Annotated in this window: 18 protein-coding genes; 8 read left to right on the top strand and 10 right to left on the bottom strand. The window is 39.6% G+C overall.

Features of this window, described 5'->3' with window-relative positions:
- Positions 1 to 3 precede the first annotated feature (3 nt).
- The 6 genes from B4Z90_RS17240 to B4Z90_RS17215 all read left to right on the top strand — a co-directional run bounded on the left by B4Z90_RS17240 (position 4) and on the right by B4Z90_RS17215 (position 5,313).
- Entirely contained in the window at positions 4 to 1,464 is a 1,461-nt protein-coding gene (locus B4Z90_RS17240) for a lipopolysaccharide biosynthesis protein (protein ID WP_070561415.1), read from the top strand.
- Positions 1,465 to 2,337, top strand: a complete 873-nt coding sequence (locus B4Z90_RS17235; protein WP_070561417.1) for a glycosyltransferase family 2 protein — start codon at positions 1,465 to 1,467, stop codon at positions 2,335 to 2,337. It begins immediately after the preceding gene.
- Positions 2,338 to 2,340: 3 nt separating this feature from the next.
- Positions 2,341 to 3,255 (top strand): glycosyltransferase, encoded by a 915-nt coding sequence (locus tag B4Z90_RS17230; protein ID WP_070561419.1) that lies wholly within the window; start codon positions 2,341 to 2,343, stop codon positions 3,253 to 3,255.
- 5 nt (positions 3,256 to 3,260) lie between these two features.
- The gene (locus tag B4Z90_RS17225) at positions 3,261 to 4,016 is read left to right on the top strand and encodes a glycosyltransferase family 2 protein (protein WP_070561421.1); all 756 of its coding nucleotides are present in this window, start codon (positions 3,261 to 3,263) and stop codon (positions 4,014 to 4,016) included.
- Entirely contained in the window at positions 4,016 to 4,231 is a 216-nt protein-coding gene (locus B4Z90_RS17220; RefSeq protein ID WP_046673143.1) for a DUF3820 family protein, read from the top strand. The genes B4Z90_RS17225 and B4Z90_RS17220 overlap by 1 nt, the downstream gene beginning before the upstream one ends.
- Before the next feature lie 95 nt (positions 4,232 to 4,326).
- Positions 4,327 to 5,313, top strand: a complete 987-nt coding sequence (locus tag B4Z90_RS17215) for a rhodanese-related sulfurtransferase (RefSeq protein ID WP_070561516.1) — start codon at positions 4,327 to 4,329, stop codon at positions 5,311 to 5,313.
- Positions 5,314 to 5,441: 128 nt separating this feature from the next.
- Here B4Z90_RS17215 and B4Z90_RS17210 read toward each other — a convergent pair whose 3' ends face one another.
- The 5 genes from B4Z90_RS17210 to trmB form a co-directional block, all read right to left on the bottom strand.
- On the bottom strand, positions 5,442 to 6,149 hold the full coding sequence (locus B4Z90_RS17210; RefSeq protein ID WP_070561423.1) for a DUF937 domain-containing protein: 708 nt from the start codon (positions 6,147 to 6,149) through the stop codon (positions 5,442 to 5,444).
- A 129-nt stretch (positions 6,150 to 6,278) separates the two neighbouring features.
- The gene (locus B4Z90_RS17205; RefSeq protein WP_139144882.1) at positions 6,279 to 7,541 is read right to left on the bottom strand and encodes a DUF5689 domain-containing protein; all 1,263 of its coding nucleotides are present in this window, start codon (positions 7,539 to 7,541) and stop codon (positions 6,279 to 6,281) included.
- A 3-nt stretch (positions 7,542 to 7,544) separates the two neighbouring features.
- Positions 7,545 to 9,014, bottom strand: coding sequence for a SusD/RagB family nutrient-binding outer membrane lipoprotein (locus B4Z90_RS17200; protein ID WP_070561428.1), 1,470 nt, complete (start codon positions 9,012 to 9,014; stop codon positions 7,545 to 7,547).
- Between the two features lie 12 nt (positions 9,015 to 9,026).
- Complete coding sequence (locus tag B4Z90_RS17195) at positions 9,027 to 12,278, bottom strand: SusC/RagA family TonB-linked outer membrane protein (protein WP_083295772.1); 3,252 nt, start codon at positions 12,276 to 12,278, stop codon at positions 9,027 to 9,029.
- Between the two features lie 636 nt (positions 12,279 to 12,914).
- Positions 12,915 to 13,571: a tRNA (guanosine(46)-N7)-methyltransferase TrmB gene (gene trmB, locus B4Z90_RS17190; protein WP_070561432.1), complete on the bottom strand. Its 657-nt coding sequence runs from the start codon at positions 13,569 to 13,571 to the stop codon at positions 12,915 to 12,917.
- Positions 13,572 to 13,772: 201 nt separating this feature from the next.
- Between trmB and fcl the strand changes: the two genes are divergently transcribed.
- Positions 13,773 to 14,714 (top strand): GDP-L-fucose synthase, encoded by a 942-nt coding sequence (gene fcl, locus B4Z90_RS17185; protein WP_070561434.1) that lies wholly within the window; start codon positions 13,773 to 13,775, stop codon positions 14,712 to 14,714.
- A gap of 16 nt (positions 14,715 to 14,730) precedes the next feature.
- Here fcl and B4Z90_RS17180 read toward each other — a convergent pair whose 3' ends face one another.
- From B4Z90_RS17180 to B4Z90_RS17170, 3 genes are all read right to left on the bottom strand, one after another.
- Entirely contained in the window at positions 14,731 to 15,234 is a 504-nt protein-coding gene (locus B4Z90_RS17180) for a hypothetical protein (RefSeq protein ID WP_070561436.1), read from the bottom strand.
- The gene (locus tag B4Z90_RS17175) at positions 15,224 to 15,643 is read right to left on the bottom strand and encodes a hypothetical protein (RefSeq protein ID WP_070561438.1); all 420 of its coding nucleotides are present in this window, start codon (positions 15,641 to 15,643) and stop codon (positions 15,224 to 15,226) included. The genes B4Z90_RS17180 and B4Z90_RS17175 overlap by 11 nt, the downstream gene beginning before the upstream one ends.
- A 187-nt stretch (positions 15,644 to 15,830) precedes the next feature.
- Positions 15,831 to 16,100, bottom strand: coding sequence for a YtxH domain-containing protein (locus tag B4Z90_RS17170; protein ID WP_070561440.1), 270 nt, complete (start codon positions 16,098 to 16,100; stop codon positions 15,831 to 15,833).
- A gap of 235 nt (positions 16,101 to 16,335) precedes the next feature.
- Between B4Z90_RS17170 and B4Z90_RS17165 the strand changes: the two genes are divergently transcribed.
- A complete protein-coding gene (locus B4Z90_RS17165) occupies positions 16,336 to 17,880 on the top strand; it encodes a YifB family Mg chelatase-like AAA ATPase (RefSeq protein WP_070561518.1) in 1,545 nt (514 codons plus the stop codon).
- Here the strand turns inward: B4Z90_RS17165 and B4Z90_RS17160 are convergent.
- Positions 17,877 to 18,500, bottom strand: a complete 624-nt coding sequence (locus B4Z90_RS17160) for a rhomboid family intramembrane serine protease (protein ID WP_070561442.1) — start codon at positions 18,498 to 18,500, stop codon at positions 17,877 to 17,879. The two genes, B4Z90_RS17165 and B4Z90_RS17160, sit on opposite strands and share 4 nt — an antisense overlap.
- 8 nt (positions 18,501 to 18,508) lie before the next feature.
- On the bottom strand, positions 18,509 to 19,156 hold the full coding sequence (locus B4Z90_RS17155) for a LutC/YkgG family protein (RefSeq protein ID WP_070561445.1): 648 nt from the start codon (positions 19,154 to 19,156) through the stop codon (positions 18,509 to 18,511).
- Between the last annotated feature and the right edge of the window lie 29 nt (positions 19,157 to 19,185).

Below are 19,185 nucleotides of genomic sequence, written 5' to 3'. Positions count from 1 at the left end.
AGCATGTCATCGCAAACGAAAAATGACTCTTTAAAATCAAAAACAACAAAAGGACTGCTATGGGGTGGTATGGCCAGTATCATCCAGCAGTTTTTGGGCTTCGGCTTCGGCATCTTACTAAACCGTAAGCTAACAGCAGAAGACTATGGTTTAGTCGCTATGATCACCATCTTTTCTGTTCTCGCTTCTGCTTTTCAAGAAAGTGGATTTGTGTATGGGATTGTCAATAAAAAAGATGTTGAACATAAAGATTATAACGCGGTATTCTGGACAAGCGTAGGAATTGGAACATTTATTTATATCGTTCTATTTTTTGCAGCTCCTCTTATCGCTTTATACTATAATCAACCAGTACTAGTAGAGCTCAGCAGATTTACCTTTTTGTCCTTTTGGTTAGGTAGTTTTGGTATTGCACACAATGCTTACCTCTTCCGGAATTTAAAAATCAAAGAAAGGGTCATCACGGGAACCTTTGCTCTTATCGCATCAAATATAGTCGGCGTTTATTTAGCCTATAAGGACTATGCTTATTGGGCATACGCGATCCAAATTGTTTCCTATAGTGGTTTCAATATGCTCGGATTCTGGTATTTTTCCAAATTCAGACCTACTTTCCAGTTCGATCTTAAACCTATTCGTGACATTTTAGGATTTAGCAGCAAAATATTGGTCACCAACATTTTTATCAATATCAACAAAAATATATATGCAGCGATCTTAGGCCGGCATTATACCGCTGAAGAACTGGGGTATACCGTGAATCCAAATCGTTGGAGCATCATGGCCCAGAATATATTGACTAATATGGTCAATAATGTGACACAGCCTATTTTAAAAGAAATAGAAGATGATAAGGATAGACAAGTTCGGGTTTTTCGCAAACTGATTTCCTTTACAGCCTTTTTAGCCTTTCCAATGTTATTGGGTTTAACCACGGTAGCACAAGATTTTATTACTATTGCGATCACCGACAAATGGGCGCAAAGCGCCATATTTCTTCAAATATTTTGTATTGGTGCCGCATTTGATTCTGTAAGCAATGTTTTCTCTAACTTAATCATTAGCAAGGGGAAACCTGAAGTTTATATGCGGAATATCATTGTTTTTGGCCTACTCCAAATTGCCATCCTATTTTTCGGCAAATCATTAGGCCTAGAACTGCTCATTGGATTGACCTCGGCATTAAATGCCCTCTGGATATTCGTTTGGTACATATCAGCCAAACCTTATATGAACTATTCATTTCGTTATCTGCTAACAGATATTTTTGCTTATGCACTATTGGCAGCGATAAGCTGCTTAGCAGCACATTATGCCACCGCAGCCATCGCCAACCTCTATCTTCGGTTTGCAAGTACAATTGGAATTGCAGTATGCAGTTATATCATCGTAAATAGAATCTTTAAACCCAGTATTTTGTTGGAATTATACCACTATTTCCTAACAGTTATCCGAAAAAAATAGATGGCCAGGATTCTCACCATAATCGTCTCTTATAATTTTGAGCCTTGGATTCACAAGTGCTTACCCAGCCTATTGGATTCGAGTTACCCAACAGATATTTTAGTTGTCGACAACAACTCGGGGGACAATACAACACAGATCATAAAAGAAAAGTATCCATCAGTAAGACTCATAGAAAGTTCCGAAAATTTGGGTTTTGGAAAGGCCAACAACATTGGACTTGACATCGTTTTGAAAGAAAAGTATGATTATGCATTTTTGGTCAATCAGGACGCCTGGCTGGATCGGGACTGTATTGCCAACTTAGTGAAAGTCAACGCAGACAATATCGGAATTATCTCACCTATTCACTACGATGGAACCGAAACAACACTGGACTATGGTTTTGCTGTCTATACAAAAAACGCCATCATCGAAAATTCTAATCGAATTTGCACGTTCGTCAATGCTGCATTTTGGTTTATCCCCAATCTGGTGATCCGAAAAGTCGGTGGTTTCGCACCGATCTTTTTCCATTATGGAGAAGATAAAGATTATGCCAACCGCATCAAGTACTACGGATTAAGCATTATTCTCACTGAAGGAGCCAAAGCCTACCACGATAGGCAACAACGTAAAACAGACCGCAAGGCCTTTCTGAAAAGCGAATTTGTCTATCATTTGACAGAATATTGCAATATCAATTATACTTTTGTAAAAGCTTTTTCCATGGCAATATTGGCAAGTCTAAAGAAAATGGCGTCTTCATTTTTTAAAGGTCATGCTTTTGAAGCAAAAAGCTACTTAAACATTGCTTTTAGATTGCTGGGCAAAACAGGAGCAGTTTACCGTACCCGTGTGACCAACAAAAAAGCCTTCAACAAAATCTATTGATAAATGAACAATACTGCTCCAGTCATACTTTTTGTGTACAATCGTCCTGATCATACAATAAGAACACTCTCAGCTTTAGAAAATAATATATTAGCAGACCAGACCACGCTATATATCTATTCGGATGCTGCAAAAAACGAAAAATCTGTTCAGGCAGTTACTGAAGTACGAAAGATTATCAATAAGCAATGGAACTTTAAAGAGGTTATTGTTGTAGAAAGGACAGAAAATTGGGGTTTGGCAGCCAATGTGATCGATGGTGTTACAAAAGTGGTCAATGCCCATGGAAAGATTATTGTTTTGGAAGACGATCTGGAAACTGCGGTGTTTGCACTAGACTATTTCAATCAGGCACTGGAGCGCTATAAAGATCAAGATCGGGTCATGGAGATCAGCGGTTATGGTTATCCGTTAAAAGATTTAGATAAATTGCCGGAGACTTTCTTTTTTCGGGTCGCCAATAGTTGGGGCTGGGCAACCTGGGACCGCGCCTGGCAACATTTCAATCCCAATATTGATGAACTTGTATCGGATTTTACCGCCGACCAAATACACCAATTCAGTATCGAGGGAAAAGAAAACTTCTGGAAGCAAGTGCAAGAATTTAAAGCCGGAAAGATCAACTCTTGGGCCATACGCTGGTACGCTTCTGTATTCAAAAAAAATGGATTAGTTTTGTATCCAAGGAATTCAATGATACAAAATATTGGTAACGATGGATCGGGTACACATACAGCTGCAGAAGCTACGTATCAGGTTACACTAGCGGAAAGTCCTATACGGTATTTTCCGACGGAAATTTCAGAAAACAAGCAAGCTTATGAAGCCATCAAGTATTTCTACGCCCATCGGAAAGGATCTTTATTCAACCGTGGCATCCGATTCCTGAAGAAGAAAATAAATAAATTCGATACATAAAAAACATGTCTGCTCATCCTAAATTTTCGATTATAACTGTCGTTTACAACAATGTGCGTGACATAGAACACACCCTGAAATCTGTTGTCAATCAGAGCTATGGTCATATAGAGTATATTGTCATTGATGGACAATCAACCGACGGAACGTTAGAGATCATCCAAAAATACAAGGATAAAATCGCCGTCATCCTCTCCGAAAAGGATAAGGGTATCTATGATGCCATGAATAAGGGTTTAGCCTTAGCAACAGGCGATTATGTTCTTTTTTTAAATTCTGGAGACGAGATCTATGATCTGAATAGCATTGAGAACCTCGCCAAACTGAGCGATAACGCAGATATTCTTTACGGCGAAACAATCCTCGTGGACGACAACAGGAATATTATTGGTGAACGGCGGCACAAGGTTCCGGCTCATTTCGACTGGAAAAGCTTTCGCTACGGTATGAATATCTGTCATCAGGCGATCTACATCAAGCGGGAAATCGCCGAGCCATACGATCTCAATTATAAATTATGCGCTGATATTGACTGGGTTATCCGTTGTGCCAAAAAGGCAAAAAAAACGGTCAATGCACAGCAATATGTTGCCCGGTATCTTGTTGGCGGGATGTCAAAACAAAGACATCAGGAATCCTTGAAAGAGCGTTTTGCGATATTCAAACGCTACTATGGAGCCATTCCCAATTTATTCAATCATGGCATCATTGCGCTAAAAGCAGTTTGGTACCGTCTCAATTATGGAAAACCTCAAGACTAATGTTGAATCCTGAAATTTTAACCGAACTTGTTACAGTCAAGATGCCATTTGGCAAATACCAGGGATACACCTTATGTAATCTTCCTGAGCCCTATCTCGTGTGGTATAACCAAAAAGGCTTTCCAAAGGGAAAACTAGGCCAGCAGTTAGCAACACTCTATGAAATAAAGCTGAATGGCTTGGAATACCTCCTCGAACCTTTGAAGAAAAGGTGACGAGGGTCATTTTATTCCACTTATTATTTTTCGTAGCTTTGCACTAAATTTATTTTTAGCATTAAACGCCGTTTGCAGCGGTATCAATGAATATCATGACACAATATCAAACTTTGCTGTACTATTGTTACAGCCCTATCGAGGATGCCGAAAAATTCGCATCAGATCATTTAGAATTTTGTAAATCACTGAACTTAGTCGGCCGTATCATTGTAGCTGATGAAGGTCTTAATGGAACTGTTTCGGGTACTGTAGAATCCTGTAAAAGCTATATGGATGCCATTTATGCCGATGGTCGTTTCAATAAAACAGAGTTCAAAATTGACGATGTAGATGAACCATCATTCATTAAAATGCATTGCCGCTACAAAGCCGAAATTGTTCACTCTGGTTTGAGAGATCCAAAAGAAATTGACCCCAACCGTCAAACCGGTGTGCACCTTGAACCGAAGGATTTCTTAGCCATGAAAGACCAAGAGGATGTGGTTGTATTGGATGTACGCTCAAATTACGAGCACAATGTTGGTCATTTTAAAAATGCTGTTACCCTAGATATTGACAATTTCCGCGAGTTTCCGGAGAAAATCAAAGAGCTCGAACAATATAAAGGAAAAAAAATATTAACGTACTGCACAGGCGGTATCAAATGTGAGAAGGCATCTGCTCTCTTGTTAAAAGAAGGCTTCGAGGATGTTTATCAATTACATGGCGGCATTATCAAATACGGAAAGGAAGCAGGTGGTGAAGATTTTGAAGGTCAATGCTACGTCTTTGACAATCGTGTTACTGTCGATGTAAATTCTGTCAACCCATCCGTGGTATCAACTTGTTTTAACTGTGGCAAGCAAACCACTAAAATGATCAACTGCGCCAACCCAACTTGTAATGAACATTTCACACAATGTGATGAGTGCGGCTGGGAGATGGATGGATGCTGTTCGCCAGCATGTAAGGAAAATCCCAATAAACGTGAATATGACGGAACAGGATATTATGTCAAGGTACCTCAACCCGTCAATATTGACAAAATCAGCAAAAGAAAACATAAAAATTTTCCACCGAAAGTATCGGCCGAAGATTAATACAAATTGAACAAACAGAAAGCGGTCGGAAGTGTAGAACTTCCGACCGCTTCCTGTTTAGGATCTGCACCATCTTAGCTTCATCCCATACTAGCTTTTTATCAAGAAAAATAATAACCGAACACAGCTTACTTGCCAAACATACCGGCGATTGAATCAAGAATATTGCCCTTTGCCTGCCCATCGTTATTTTTATCAAAAAAACTGCCTGCCAATCCACCCAACATGTCGGTAACACTACCTCCCGATGCCGGCTGCTCAGTTGCTTGCGCTTGTTCTTCTTGGCTACCGCCTAAGAAAGAGCCTAATATACCACCCAACATACCGCCACCTGCATTTTGTTGTGTTCCACCACCAAGCACAGAGCCGATCAGATCACCAATCCCACCGCCGCTTGAAGCCTGCTTTTGTTGTCCTAGATACCCCATTACTATCGGAGCAAGTGTAGCCAATACTCCGGTGACCTGAGAAGAACTCAAGCCTGCTTTATCTGCTATATGCTGTGTCACGACTTCGGTATTTTGGCCGAACATATGGTTGACAATTTTATTGCCGTCTTCAGAAACATTTTGCTCACCGCCCTGTTCTGCTCCACCCTGTCCAAAGAAATCTCCAATTTTATCGAGTATCCCGCTATTGCTATGCTGGTCAATAGCCTTATCAATATTTTCCGCCTGCCCCTTGTTTTTGGCATTGTAATTCAATGCTGCAATCATCAAAGGAACTGCCGCTGCTACAATCCATTTTGCCTTGGATTCGCTGATACCAGTAATTTTTGAAATAGTCTCTATCGCTTTAGAGCCTACTCCACCTGTAACTAAATCTGTTAAGTTCATAAGTCTTCGTTTATAGTTATATAATGAAGATAACGATTTTTTTTGATGAGTTGAGATAATAGCTGATGATAAAAAAGCCCCATTGGATTACACAATCCAATGGGGCCATTTGAAAATCAATTTTTCAAATTAATAACTTTTATAAATAGCAATATCGTCCAATCCCAACCTTCCGTTATTAATCACATTGTTACTTGTCCCTAATCCAAGTTTGGTAACTCTAAAACGAACCGGCCCCTGAATATTCATTAAGAATACAGCCTGTTTTGAATTCATGCTCTCTGTCGTTGTATGCGCGTCCGAAATAGGCTCGCCTGTTTGCTTCCATGTCGTTCCTCCGTCGGTCGAGTATTCCAACTTGAACGTACACGAACGATCGGTGTAATACGAACCATACCAAAGCGTTACTTTTGAGGCCCCATTCGGCACATCAAAATTCATTTGCACATAACCATCAACACTTAAGTTCTGCTGCATACGGATGGCATTTTTTCCAGAAACGATACGATCACGACCAGCAGTTGTTCCTAGAATAGCCTGATACAGGTTCCATTGCCCCGTTGGAAAGGAGACCGCGTTTTTATCCTTCATATCATAGCTACCTTTCACACTCGCATCTACAGCATCAAAAGTTTCAGGCCAACCTGCATATAACTTACCGCTGGCATAAGCCATATCAGCATAACTCTGCATCCTAACTTGTAGCTTTTCGCCCTCCTTGAATGCAATTCCTCTGAATGATGCACTTGGAGCGATGGACTCCCCAGCAAATGTCGCATTATCTTGTGTATGCAATATAATCTCATTTTTATCACCATCCATTAAGATTTTATCTCCTTTCAACGCTGTCCCAGCTGCGGGTTCAGGTTCAACATCGGCTGTAATATCGATATAGGTTGATTCAAACTCATCAAACTTCGACTTTAGACTGGAAACAGCAACAGGTAATGGGGCAATAGTATTACCAGATGAGTAGACTTTAAGCTGTTGATTATTATCGACTGAAAGAACTAATAAGCCATCTTTTTTAATCAGTTTTGAACCGCTAATATTGATCTGAACCGAATCTCCAAATTTAAATTCAGACGCATTGGGTACCTGAACTAATATTCCACGGCGTTGATTTCGCCAAATATTCTGTACAGCAAGTGTATTTTCTGGTAAATTCTTATTTTCCGCATGCGAAACGACCACTACTTTGATATGTTCTGCCCCTTGTAGCGAAGACGCATTAAGCTGTAAATCGGCATTTTTATATAGACTGCGTAGCGCATACAACGATATTTCAGGATTTAGCGTCCCTATCGATTCATTGACGTTGTCTTTGATACAGCCGGACAGCAATGCTGACATCGCCAACATACTGCATAGTATTGATTTTAACTTTTTCATTGATTAGTTGATTGAAGGTTGCCACCACATTTTTTCATTTATCCCGTCTCCCCCCATACGACTCACAGCATCCTGATAATTTACTTTGTTTAAAGATTGTACAATTGTTGGATAATTTAAACGTACTGGCATTTTCCCTTGATTCAACAAGCCCGGACCTTTGTATAAATCCAATAATTGGGTTCTACGATATTCGTACCACTGTTGGAAATCCGTAAATAGCATCGCATAGTATTTTTGCAAATGCACCTTTTTCAATTTCGCATGATCACTATCTGTGGGCAGCAACTGAACCTTTGCACTGCTTAGGTAAGATGCTGGCGCTGTTAGCCCCCAGTATTCCATAGCCGCGTTCACCCCCTTTAAATAGGCTCCAGGCGCATCAACCTGAGCATACCCTCTCATACCACATTCAGCAATAATAAATTGCAACTCGGCGTAATTCATGATATTCCCCATATGCGAGTCGGCTTTTAGACTTGTTAAAAGCGTTGATTGTTGCTCGGGGACATTTCCTCTCTGGTATCCGGACTGCATACCGCCATATACTCCTAATGTGGCTTCAGTGGCCCAAATTTTTAATCGTGGGTCTGAAAGGTCCAGCAGATTATTGATAAAAAACTCTGAATAGCCTTTGTTTCCATTAAAATCTATGTCACGGCTATTAAAATAAGGATTCATATAAGGCTGTACATTGGTGTAGTATAAAGCAGCCGTTTCTGCATTGCTTTGCATCACCGGATATTCAGCGGCATTCGTTTCTAATATTTCTTTGATCTTTGCAACGGCATTGGTTTCTGACTTATGTGCTATACGTAGCAATAATCGGAGATATAAAGAATTACCAAATTTCTGCCATTTTCCAGGATCTGAATTAAATATAGGATCCATCGCTAAATTGGTCGATTCGACAGCAACCTTACCTTTCAAAAGCGTATTGGCCTCTTCTAATTTTCTAAAGATATCCGCATAAATATCGGACTGTTTATCAAATACAGGAGTTAAATTACTATCACTATACCCTTTATTGCTGTCTGTATAAGGTACATCACCATACATATCAGTTATTAACGAACTCACCCAAGCATCCAATATAAGCGAAATACCCTGGTATGTCTGGTAACCCTTCTGCTGCCCTTCCCCTGCCTTCTGATAAATGTCGCGTATATTCGTCAACTGTACGTACCATCCGGACCAGGTAGATTCCGCTTCTGACGGTCTGATTTCATACCGTTGAATCTCCAATGCATCATTCACCGTTACAGTCACTTGCATAAGCTCGTTGTTGATGCGCATATTCCGTGATAAATTTGTGTTTAACACATTGAGTAAAGCTGGCGCGATGAGACTTTGTGGCGCTGCCGCAGAAATTGCATTTGGATTTGTATTTATTGCGACAAAATCTTTTGTACAGCTCTGTAGTATCCCACAGGCTGCCAACAAAATAAAAGCTTTTCTTATATTCTTTTTCATAATACGCTGGATTTAAAATGAGAATGATAAATTGACACCCATTGTGCGGGTTGAAGGGAACTGGGCAATCTCTGCGCCCTTCTCAATACCGCTTGAATTTAGCGATCCAAACTCTGGGTCAAATGAAGGCCATTTGGTCATGACAAACAGATCTCTTCCGTACACGCCAATTGATGCGCGCTCAATTTTCAAGCGTTCAACAAAAGACTTAGGTAATGTATAGTCAAATCTGACCTCACGAAGCTTTATAAAGTCCGTGGAAAACGTATTTGATTCTATATTATCCCGGTTAAAATGTTTAGCATAATAATCTCCAGCAGACGCAACAACTGTATTCTTGCTGTAGCTTCCATCACTATTCTTCACAACACCATCGCCGATAATACCATTATATCGTCCCGGAATTGTCTTTTTTAATTTTCCCTCTTCCATCAATACGGCATGCGTCAACGAATATCCCACTCCGCCGAATTGACCATCAAATAAGAAATTAAATCTAAATCCTTTGTATTTAAATTCATTCCCCCAACCAAATTTGGTCGTTGCATTTGGATTACCGATATACATGTTCTGTTGGGACAATACAGGAAGTCCATTTTCATAAATAATTTGACCATCCTGATTTCGCTCATATCCGAGTCCATAGATATCACCAAATCGTTTACCAGGTATGGCCACAATTGTTCCTCTACTTCCAAACAACGTGGATAGCACTAATTCTCCTTGCAGATCTGCAGGTATGGAAATAACTTTCGAATCATAGCTCGTAAAATTTCCATACATATTCCAATTTAAGCCATCTTTCTTCTTGATAATATCGCCAGAAAGCGCAATCTCTATCCCCCTATTCCGTACCTCTCCAGCATTCGTAATCTGATTTCTGAAACCGCTTGAAGGATCCAGCGGAGACTCAATAATCTGATCAAATGTCGAGTTTGAATACAGAGTAAGATCTAATCTAAGTCGATCTCTGAACATTCTAAAATCTGTTCCTACTTCATAAGAACGCGTACTTTCGAACGTCAGATTTTCATCTGGAACGGTGGTTGGATTTGTAAGCCCTCCAGTGGTCCCCTCAACACTACGGTAACCATAAGAGTTTAGATAAGCCCGTTTTCCTCCACCTCCGACTTGAGCAATCGATGCTCTGACTTTCCAAAAATTTATCGCTTTTGGCAGGTTTAGCAATTGGGAAATAACAAAACTTGTATTAAGCGAAGGGTATATAAATGGTTTAACTTCATTCCGTTTCGGAGATGCTAATGTACTCGCCCAGTCGATACGATTCGTTGCATCGACAAAAATCATATCCTTATAACTATAATTTAGTAAGGCATATAAGCTATTGGCTGCATATTCCTCGCGGTAAGGTAAATAAACGATTTTTTCCCTCGCATTGGCAAAATTATATTGGTTTGGATAAATAAGACTATTAGCGTAAGCATCATCTTTAATATACTTATTGTGCATCAATGAACCTCCAACCGATGCGCCAAATTTGTGAAGATTGTTCCGTTGATTGTTATATTGCAATAAAAAGTCGGAAGTAATTTCCTGGTTATTGATGGACTGCTCCCGGTAATAGCCATAAGCGTACTTATAGGTATCAAATGGTCTCGATTGTTTGCGTTTATCATAGCTCCAATCGATTCCTGTCCGCACCATCAAATTCAACTCCTTATTGAATTTATAATCGGCCTGTAAATTTCCAATAATATTGTTTTTATCCTGCGCATTGATCATATCATAAGATATGGTTCTTGGATTATCCAACAGGTTTGAAAACGGAGTCATCTGTTCAATTCCTTCCTTTCCTAGAATCCAATTCTGCTCTAGCCAAGCTGCATTCACATTCGGCACAATGCCCCGTACAAAGTACATGTAACTTTGATTGTTATAACCGCTATTTGGTAAATTGTCTGATCCTCTATTATTAAAATTAATTTTTGTTGAAAGACTCAACTTATCCGTAATCTTATTATTGAACTGCATCGCGATGGTATTCCGATTATAGCCCATGTTGGGAATAATCCATTTATTCGTCACATTCGTATAAGAAAACCTTGAGCTGGTCTTTTCTGTGGCACCAGAAATACTGATCGAATTGGTAGACGTGAGCTCCGTTTGGAAAAGATCCTTTCGGTTGTTTTCATAGGGTCTCCATAAAGTCCGCTCTGGAGGTGTCAAACGATAGAAATTAGGATCGTACTGGTAATAATACTGTCCATCAAATTTGGGTCCCCAAGCAGAAGACGTACTTAAAGTACTTGCACCATCCTCTGACTGTCCGTAGGAATAATAAAGATCCTGATCAATCGCACCTTGACCATATTCGTATTGATAATCGGGCCATCTGTTAATTGTCCCAATTGCCGTATTCGAATTAACGGATACACCAATTTTATTTTTAGCCCCTTTTCCCTTTTTTGTGGTAATAATCACCGCGCCATGTGCGCCACGGGAACCATAGAGCGCTGAAGCGCCTGGTCCTTTCAATACTGAAACGGACTCGATATCATCCGGATTAATATCCGCCAATGATGTTCCAAAATCTACAGGAGAATCACTATCCAAATAATTGGAACTACCATTACCGGTCATCCGCGTCCCTCCTCCCATGACAACACCATCCACAACAATCAATGCGGAATTATCGCCCGTAAAAGATGTTTCCCCTCTTAAAATAATCTGATTGGATCCCAATGGCCCCGCACCCGACTTTACCAAATTCAAACCAGCGACTTTTCCTGTTAGAGCATCCGTCCAATTGTTTGAAATTGCATTCGTCAATTCCTCGCCTTTGACCGTGCTTATGGAATAGCCTAATGCCTTCTCTTCTCGCTGTATGCCTAGTGCTGTCACAACGACTTCATTGAGCGCCTCCGATCTCGAACTTAAAAAAATTTTAGCATTCAATTGGGCTGACGAAAAAGTTTGCGTTTCCGCTTCGTAACCGATTAGCTGAAAACGGATTGCTGTCCCTGATTCTACTTCAATATCGAAATTACCATTTCTGTCCGTCGCTCCTTTAACTACACCCGCTGCAAGGATTGATACGGATGCCAAAGGTTCTTTCGTCTGATTATCGACAACTTGCCCTTTTACTCTAATCTTGGTCTGCTTAACTGCATGCACAGCTTGATCAGATCCTAGTGGAGCCGCCATTGCTGTAAAATCCATATTACAGGCAATTGCTAATGCCACAAATAGCACTTTCGAGGAGGAGTGCCTTAGATTAATTTGGATAGGGTTAATACTAAACATAGTTATTGGTGTAAATTGTTAATTTTCAATTTGGCACAAAAATATATTCTTAACAAAAAGTTTGTTTTAACTTAATGTTTTCTTTTTGTTAACAATTGTTTCGAATAGCATTTCCTTTTATCATACTATTACCGTTTTAATAAAATGCTTTGAAGTTCACCCTGAAGGGATTATCATGCATTAGGCACGCTTTTAAGCGATCTTTCTTTGGTTATTTTATATTTACAAATCGAAAATAATTAATAATATTTAAAAAACGAAATAAATCGAAATTATTTAAAAGCCCATATTAAAATAAAAAAAACAAGAATTACTTAGTCTTTTAGGAATTATAAGACCGTCGGAAAGGGCCCGAAAGGAGGATTCTAGGATGTTTTAAGTAAATTTACTCCCCCCTTTAAGTAGCTATTTAGTATTTTACATAACTACTATATCCATGCTAAAACAATACCGTAACTATACTGGAAGTATACGGTAACTTTCATGTAAAACTACGACAAGAGTAAATAACCGTAGACACAGCTGCCAACTGGGGTAAAAAGTGGGTGATCAAAGCTTCAGTATCCGCAATACTGAAGAAAACAAAAAGAGCCCAAACTTTCGTTGGGCTCTTTATTACAATAGAAGCGTTAAGGCTTAAGCCTTCTCGAAACTCCACTTCACATAGTTAATGTTCTTGTCATGCGCCAAATACTTCCGTTCGTAATATGTTTTAATGGATAAAACGTTATCAACCAAGTCTGAATGGTAAAGATCTGTCGTTTCCTTATATTTTTTCAAACCCTGTAAATCGATCTGCTCTAGTGTGTAAGCATAAAAACCGTCATTGTCTGTTTTCAGATTCATCATTCCTTCAGGCTTCATAATGATTTTATAACGTTCCAAAAACTTTGGCCCGGTCAATCGTTTCTTTTCTCGGCTATCTTGCGGTTGCGGATCCGGAAAGGTAATCCAGATCTCATCAATTTCATTTTCAGCAAAATGTTCAAGGATAGTCTCAATTTGTATCCGAAGAAAAGCAACATTCCGAATTCCATCCTCCAAAGCTGTTTTGGCTCCTCGCCAAATACGATTACCTTTAAAATCGATACCGATGAAATTTTTCTCCGGAAACAATCTCGCTAGATTAACAGTATACTCACCTTTACCACAAGCAAGCTCCAAAACAACTGGATTATTGTTACCAAATTGCTTCTCAGCCCATTTTCCTTTATATTCTTTGCCTGCGTCGAGTTGGATTACATTTTCAAAAGTAGCAACTTCAGCAAATTTACGTAGTTTGTCCTTTCCCATTTTTTAATAAATATCCCGCAAAAATAACCTTATATTCCCGCTAAAAAAAATAAATCTGAGAGACAGCACGAATACCGGTAATTACAGAACAATCTGAAGTCCTGTAGCAGACACAGGAATGCATAAATTGCATCCACACGGGCGAATTATATTGCATATAAAAAGCAATTTATCTAAGTTTGCAGGAATCAATAACTTATCGTGGAGAAAGACGCTAAAATTTATATAGCAGGCCATCGTGGAATGGTCGGATCGGCAATTCATCGCAAACTATCGGAGCTTGGGTACAACAACATTGTCACACGCACATCTTCCGAATTAGATCTGCGCAATCAGCAAGCAGTGGCTGATTTTTTCGATCAGGAAAAACCGGACTATGTTTTCTTAGCCGCAGCCAAAGTTGGCGGGATCATGGCGAACAACACCTATCGCGCTGATTTTATCTACGAGAATATGGCTATACAGAATAACGTCATCAAATCTTCCTACGATAATAAGGTTAAAAAATTAATGTTCTTAGGCTCAAGCTGTATCTATCCAAAAATGGCTCCGCAGCCTTTGAATGAAGACATGCTACTCACGGGTACTCTGGAGCCTACAAATGAGCCTTACGCAATTGCTAAAATCGCGGGAATAAAAATGGCGGAAGCTTTCAGGGATCAGTATGGATGCAATTATATCTCCGTTATGCCAACAAATCTTTACGGAATTAACGACAATTACCATCCGCAAAATTCACATGTCTTACCGGCCTTGATCAGAAGATTTCATGAAGCTAAAATCAATCAGCTCCCTGAAGTTATGATCTGGGGAACAGGGACCCCCTTACGGGAATTTCTTTTTTCCGATGACCTGGCAGATGCCTGCGTTTTCTTAATGAATAATTACGACGAGAAACAATTTGTCAACATTGGCATTGGCGAAGATTTAAGCATTAAGGAACTTGCCGAATTGATTAAAGACGTCATTGGTTACCAGGGAACTATTTCCTTCGACAGTTCCAAACCTGACGGAACACCGCGAAAACTCATGGATGTCTCAAAACTACATGCGCTGGGCTGGAAACATCGAGTTAACCTTCGGGAAGGCATTCAACTAGCTTATGCGGATTTTTTGAAGAAAGAAGCAAATGCTTTTGAATAAATCCAACGCGATCGCATTAGTAGGTCTCGCTATAGGAAGGAATTCCGTACTCGTTAACCTCATCCTTGATCACTGCATTTTCAGCTTCCGCAGCTTTATTTTTCTTCTTTTTCTTGGGACGAATAAAGCTCGTTAATTTACCGATGAGGCCGGTGATTTTATCTTGATTGATCTGGCCGACAGCACGCTCTGATAACAGCAACATCAGCGCTTTCTTTAAAACGCCCGTATTTTTTAGGAACAACCTATTCATAACAAAGGGAACCCCAATACGTAAGATCTTCGTTAACCAATCAGAATCTGGATTATTACTTTTGGCAAACATCTGCTGTATAATATTCGCACCCGGGATATTATTTTTTAAGGAATTAAAAAAACGGATGGGGGCCTCTATTTTATTGTTAAGCAATGTAAATTGAGCCTTTAGATATAGCTCCTGCTCATTCTTTAATGTCTTTAAGCGCAATATTTCAGCTTTAAGTTCCTGTAAATTACGTATTTTGGTCTGTTTATTGTTCATTTGTAGCCCTTTCTCTATCAAGTTTTTCTTTATGCAGTTCTTCCTCTTCTTCCTCAATTTCATCGTTCCATTTAGCCAAAAAACGTCGAATGGAGAGATCCATAAATTTTGATTCCAGCATAGGCTCAAAAACGCGGATTAGGATAATGATCACTAAGAAGATACCTGCTGTTGCCAAAAAACCTAATGAATAACTACCCAATAACTCTCCCAGCCAAAAACCTAGTGCTAAGCATAAGAAAAACAGAACAAATAAAGTAAAAATAAGCTTAGTTGCATCTACCACTAAGCTTGCAATTAAACGAGATGATCGTTCAATTGTTTTTAATTTAACAAGTTTAAATTGGGAGTCAATATACTCCTTGGTCTTTTGAAACGTACCACTTAGTGAAAATTTTTCTTCTTCCATGCATCTAAAATTTATTCAGGCTATTTCAGCCCATAACTAAAAAAACGAAAACGCTGTATCTTATAACCGCAACACAGCACTACTCTATACCCATGAAGAGCGCGCAGCTATCGTAAAAACAGCTATCTCGCGAAATAGCCTGATAATATGTACTCTACACCAATTATTCTTTTGAATAATCTGCGAACTATGCATGTTCGATGATATCATCATCCAGCACTTCTTCTGCCTGATTTAACTTCCCTTTTAACGTAGAAACAATCTTCTCTTTGAAATCATTCAACTGATCAAATTGCTCCTCTGCTCTTTCCCGAATAGCATCACTCAAATCGCTTAATGAATCATTTATTTTATCTCTTGTATCCGACCCTTTGTCTGGAGCAAATAAAACTCCCAAAGCTGCACCCGCGGCAAGACCGGCTAATAACGCCAAAGCTACTTTACTTGTGTCATTCATTTCTTTTTCTTTTAAAGTTCTAAATCTATTACGAAGAATCTAGTCCTCGTTAATAATACAATTAACAAAGCAAATCGTTTGCCAAACAATGCTTTTTATCCTTTATTAATAAGGAACTATATTAACAATATAATCATTTTTTTCGGTAATCTTAGATCCTCCATCAATATTTCACCCGACAATTATTAACTTACTCAATTTTTTAGTATCTTTAAATCAGTCGATTATGAAAATTATGCTAAATAAAACCTATTGCAGCGCCGTCTATGGGATAAATGCCTGCACTATTACCGTCGAGGTAATCGTATCTACTGGCCTCCATTATTATATCGTTGGCCTGCCTGACAATGCCGTTAAAGAAAGCTTAAGACGTATCGAAAGTGCCATTAATTCCTGTCAACTTCACATGCCACGCCAAAAGATCGTTGTCAACTTGGCACCCGCAGATATTCGTAAAGAAGGTTCAAGTTACGACCTATCAATTGCAATAGGCATATTAGCATCTTCCGGCCAAATCACAAATATCCGTCTGGAAGACTATCTTATTTTAGGCGAGCTATCATTAGACGGAAGTATTAAGCCCATACGTGGTGTTCTACCAATTGCATTACAGGCGCGCAAAGAAGGGTTTAAAGGAATAATATTACCTAAAGCCAATGCAAAAGAGGCAGCTATCGTCACTGAAATCGATGTTATTGGTGTAGAAAATCTGACCCAAGTAGTGGAATTTCTCAATCATACTGTAACAATCGAGCCTACAAAAGTTAACATACAAACATTTTTTCAGGATGATACGGCCATTTATGACGTCGATTTCTCTGATGTACAAGGACAGGAGAATATCAAACGAGCGCTGGAAATCGCAGCATCTGGTGGACATAACCTTATTTTAATAGGTCCACCAGGAGCAGGAAAAACCATGTTGGCAAAAAGACTACCAACGATCCTTCCCCCACTCAATATGACCGAATCGCTGGAAACGACCAAAATACACTCTGTGTCTGGAAATCTAAAGGCGAAAGACTCCCTCGTCACTGCACGGCCCTTTCGTTCTCCACATCATACAATATCCGATGTGGCCATGGTAGGGGGCGGCTCAAATCCATTGCCGGGTGAAATTTCTTTATCCCACCATGGCGTATTATTCCTTGACGAATTGCCAGAATTCAAACGGAGCGTCCTCGAAGTCATGCGTCAGCCACTTGAATCGCGTCAAATTACGATATCAAGAGCTAAACTTACCGTCGAGTACCCCGCAAGTTTTATGCTCATTGCTGCCATGAATCCCTGCCCCTGTGGTTATTTCAATCACCCCGAGAAAGAATGCATCTGCGGCACTAACACCGTTCAGCGTTATCTAAGCAAAATATCAGGACCACTTTTAGACCGTATAGACCTCCACATCGAAGTCACCCCCGTGCTATTTGATGAATTGAATACAACACGTTCTATAGATGATAGCCGCACGGTACGCCGTCGGGTCATTCAGACACGCGAAATCCAGAAAGAACGTTTTAAATCCTTCCCAGACATCCATTGTAATGCCCAGATGAGTACACAATTGACCCGAGAAATATGTCAGATTGATGAGCCCGGAAGGAAGTTACTTAAAACGGCTATTGAACGTCTGAGCCTATCTGCAAGAGCATACGATAGAATACTCAAAGTTGCTCGAACAATCGCTGATATGGAGCAAAGTAAAATGATCGAAAATCATCATCTCGCCGAAGCGATCCAGTATAGAAATTTAGATCGGGAAACCTGGGGTGGAAAATTTTAAAACTGAGCCAAACAATGCTTAATAACCCAAGGGAAACAGATAATCGTCAAGATCAGACCCGACAATGCGCCAAAGAAATGAGCATCGTGATTTATACCATCTTGCGCTTTTTTTGACGCCCACACACAGTAACCTAAAAACAAAAATGCAAACAGATAAGCCGGCATCGGTATAATCATCATCACACCAATGGTAATTTTCGGATCGAAAAGAATGTAGCTAAACAGAACCGCACAAATCGCACCTGAAGCGCCTAAACTATAGTAACCGGGGTTATTTTTTTGCTGGATGATTGTTGGAATATCGCTCAAGATCAAACTACCGACATAGATTACGGCAAATAAAATATGACCGTATGGACTTGCTTCTGCAAGTATGCGCTCCAAACCAAATGCAAAATAATAGAAGGTAAGCATATTAAACAGCAGATGCCCCCAATCTTTATGCACAAAGCCACTGGTAAGGATGGTATACCATTTTCGATTACGTGCGATACTATACGGATGCAACATCAGTTTACCGTAAAGTTGTTCATGTGAAAACGTATAGATACTGGTAGCGAGCGTAAAAAAGAAAATAATACTCGCAATAGGCATTTCTGTTAGATAATATAATAGCATAGTAATTCCTAGAATCGATCCTCTAAAAGTAAAACGTAAAGTTCTTTTGGTCCGTGTGCACCCAAAACCAATCTTTTCTCAATATCAGCCGTCCTGGAGGGGCCGGTAATTGTCGAAATCATTGTCGGTATTTCCTGACCGTAACGCTTCTGCATATAGGCTAAAGCATCCTTTAGATCCCAAACCAATTGCGAAGCTTTGGCAATGACAATATGAATTGGAGGATATATACTCAACCTGCGTCCTGAAGCATTTGCATTACTCACCATAACACTTCCATTACGTGCAACCAATGCTTCACATGAGGTAATGCTCGCATTTGCTGATTCAAAATCTTCCGCTGTTTTTAAAAAAGGGAAACCATATGGACTGAGTAAATTTTGAACACCTTGTTCCCAAGCGTATATATTTTTGATATTATTCTCCTCGGTCAATAAAATCAGATTTTCAATCAGACCGATCTCGCCATCACAATACAGAAACTTGCCTCCCGCAGCAGTCAATTCGCGAACAAAAACAATATCCACCAACTCATCCTCTTCTTTATAAAGCGGCGTTTCTTTGAAATTGGGATGTGGATTATCGTTTTTCTGTAGTAATGCCTGACGTACCCGTTTTAACATTATCTCTTTCGCTGTTGCGTTCTTCACGTTCATGGCGCAAATATATATAAATGCAGCGCTAG

The organism is Sphingobacterium sp. UBA5639, from assembly GCF_002421245.1.
Lineage (GTDB): Bacteria > Bacteroidota > Bacteroidia > Sphingobacteriales > Sphingobacteriaceae > Sphingobacterium > Sphingobacterium multivorum.
This window is presented reverse-complemented; position numbering and strand designations above follow the sequence as displayed.

Coding starts and splice junctions, on each gene's coding strand:
- B4Z90_RS17240 (WP_070561415.1), top strand. CDS start 4: ATGTCATCGCAAACGAAAAATGACTCTTTAAAATCAAAAACAACAAAA.
- B4Z90_RS17235 (WP_070561417.1), top strand. CDS start 1,465: ATGGCCAGGATTCTCACCATAATCGTCTCTTATAATTTTGAGCCTTGG.
- B4Z90_RS17230 (WP_070561419.1), top strand. CDS start 2,341: ATGAACAATACTGCTCCAGTCATACTTTTTGTGTACAATCGTCCTGAT.
- B4Z90_RS17225 (WP_070561421.1), top strand. CDS start 3,261: ATGTCTGCTCATCCTAAATTTTCGATTATAACTGTCGTTTACAACAAT.
- B4Z90_RS17220 (WP_046673143.1), top strand. CDS start 4,016: ATGTTGAATCCTGAAATTTTAACCGAACTTGTTACAGTCAAGATGCCA.
- B4Z90_RS17215 (WP_070561516.1), top strand. CDS start 4,327: ATGACACAATATCAAACTTTGCTGTACTATTGTTACAGCCCTATCGAG.
- B4Z90_RS17210 (WP_070561423.1), bottom strand. CDS start 6,149: ATGAACTTAACAGATTTAGTTACAGGTGGAGTAGGCTCTAAAGCGATA.
- B4Z90_RS17205 (WP_139144882.1), bottom strand. CDS start 7,541: ATGAAAAAGTTAAAATCAATACTATGCAGTATGTTGGCGATGTCAGCA.
- B4Z90_RS17200 (WP_070561428.1), bottom strand. CDS start 9,014: ATGAAAAAGAATATAAGAAAAGCTTTTATTTTGTTGGCAGCCTGTGGG.
- B4Z90_RS17195 (WP_083295772.1), bottom strand. CDS start 12,278: ATGTTTAGTATTAACCCTATCCAAATTAATCTAAGGCACTCCTCCTCG.
- trmB (WP_070561432.1), bottom strand. CDS start 13,571: ATGGGAAAGGACAAACTACGTAAATTTGCTGAAGTTGCTACTTTTGAA.
- B4Z90_RS17180 (WP_070561436.1), bottom strand. CDS start 15,234: ATGAACAATAAACAGACCAAAATACGTAATTTACAGGAACTTAAAGCT.
- B4Z90_RS17175 (WP_070561438.1), bottom strand. CDS start 15,643: ATGGAAGAAGAAAAATTTTCACTAAGTGGTACGTTTCAAAAGACCAAG.
- B4Z90_RS17170 (WP_070561440.1), bottom strand. CDS start 16,100: ATGAATGACACAAGTAAAGTAGCTTTGGCGTTATTAGCCGGTCTTGCC.
- B4Z90_RS17165 (WP_070561518.1), top strand. CDS start 16,336: ATGCTAAATAAAACCTATTGCAGCGCCGTCTATGGGATAAATGCCTGC.
- B4Z90_RS17160 (WP_070561442.1), bottom strand. CDS start 18,500: ATGCTATTATATTATCTAACAGAAATGCCTATTGCGAGTATTATTTTC.
- B4Z90_RS17155 (WP_070561445.1), bottom strand. CDS start 19,156: ATGAACGTGAAGAACGCAACAGCGAAAGAGATAATGTTAAAACGGGTA.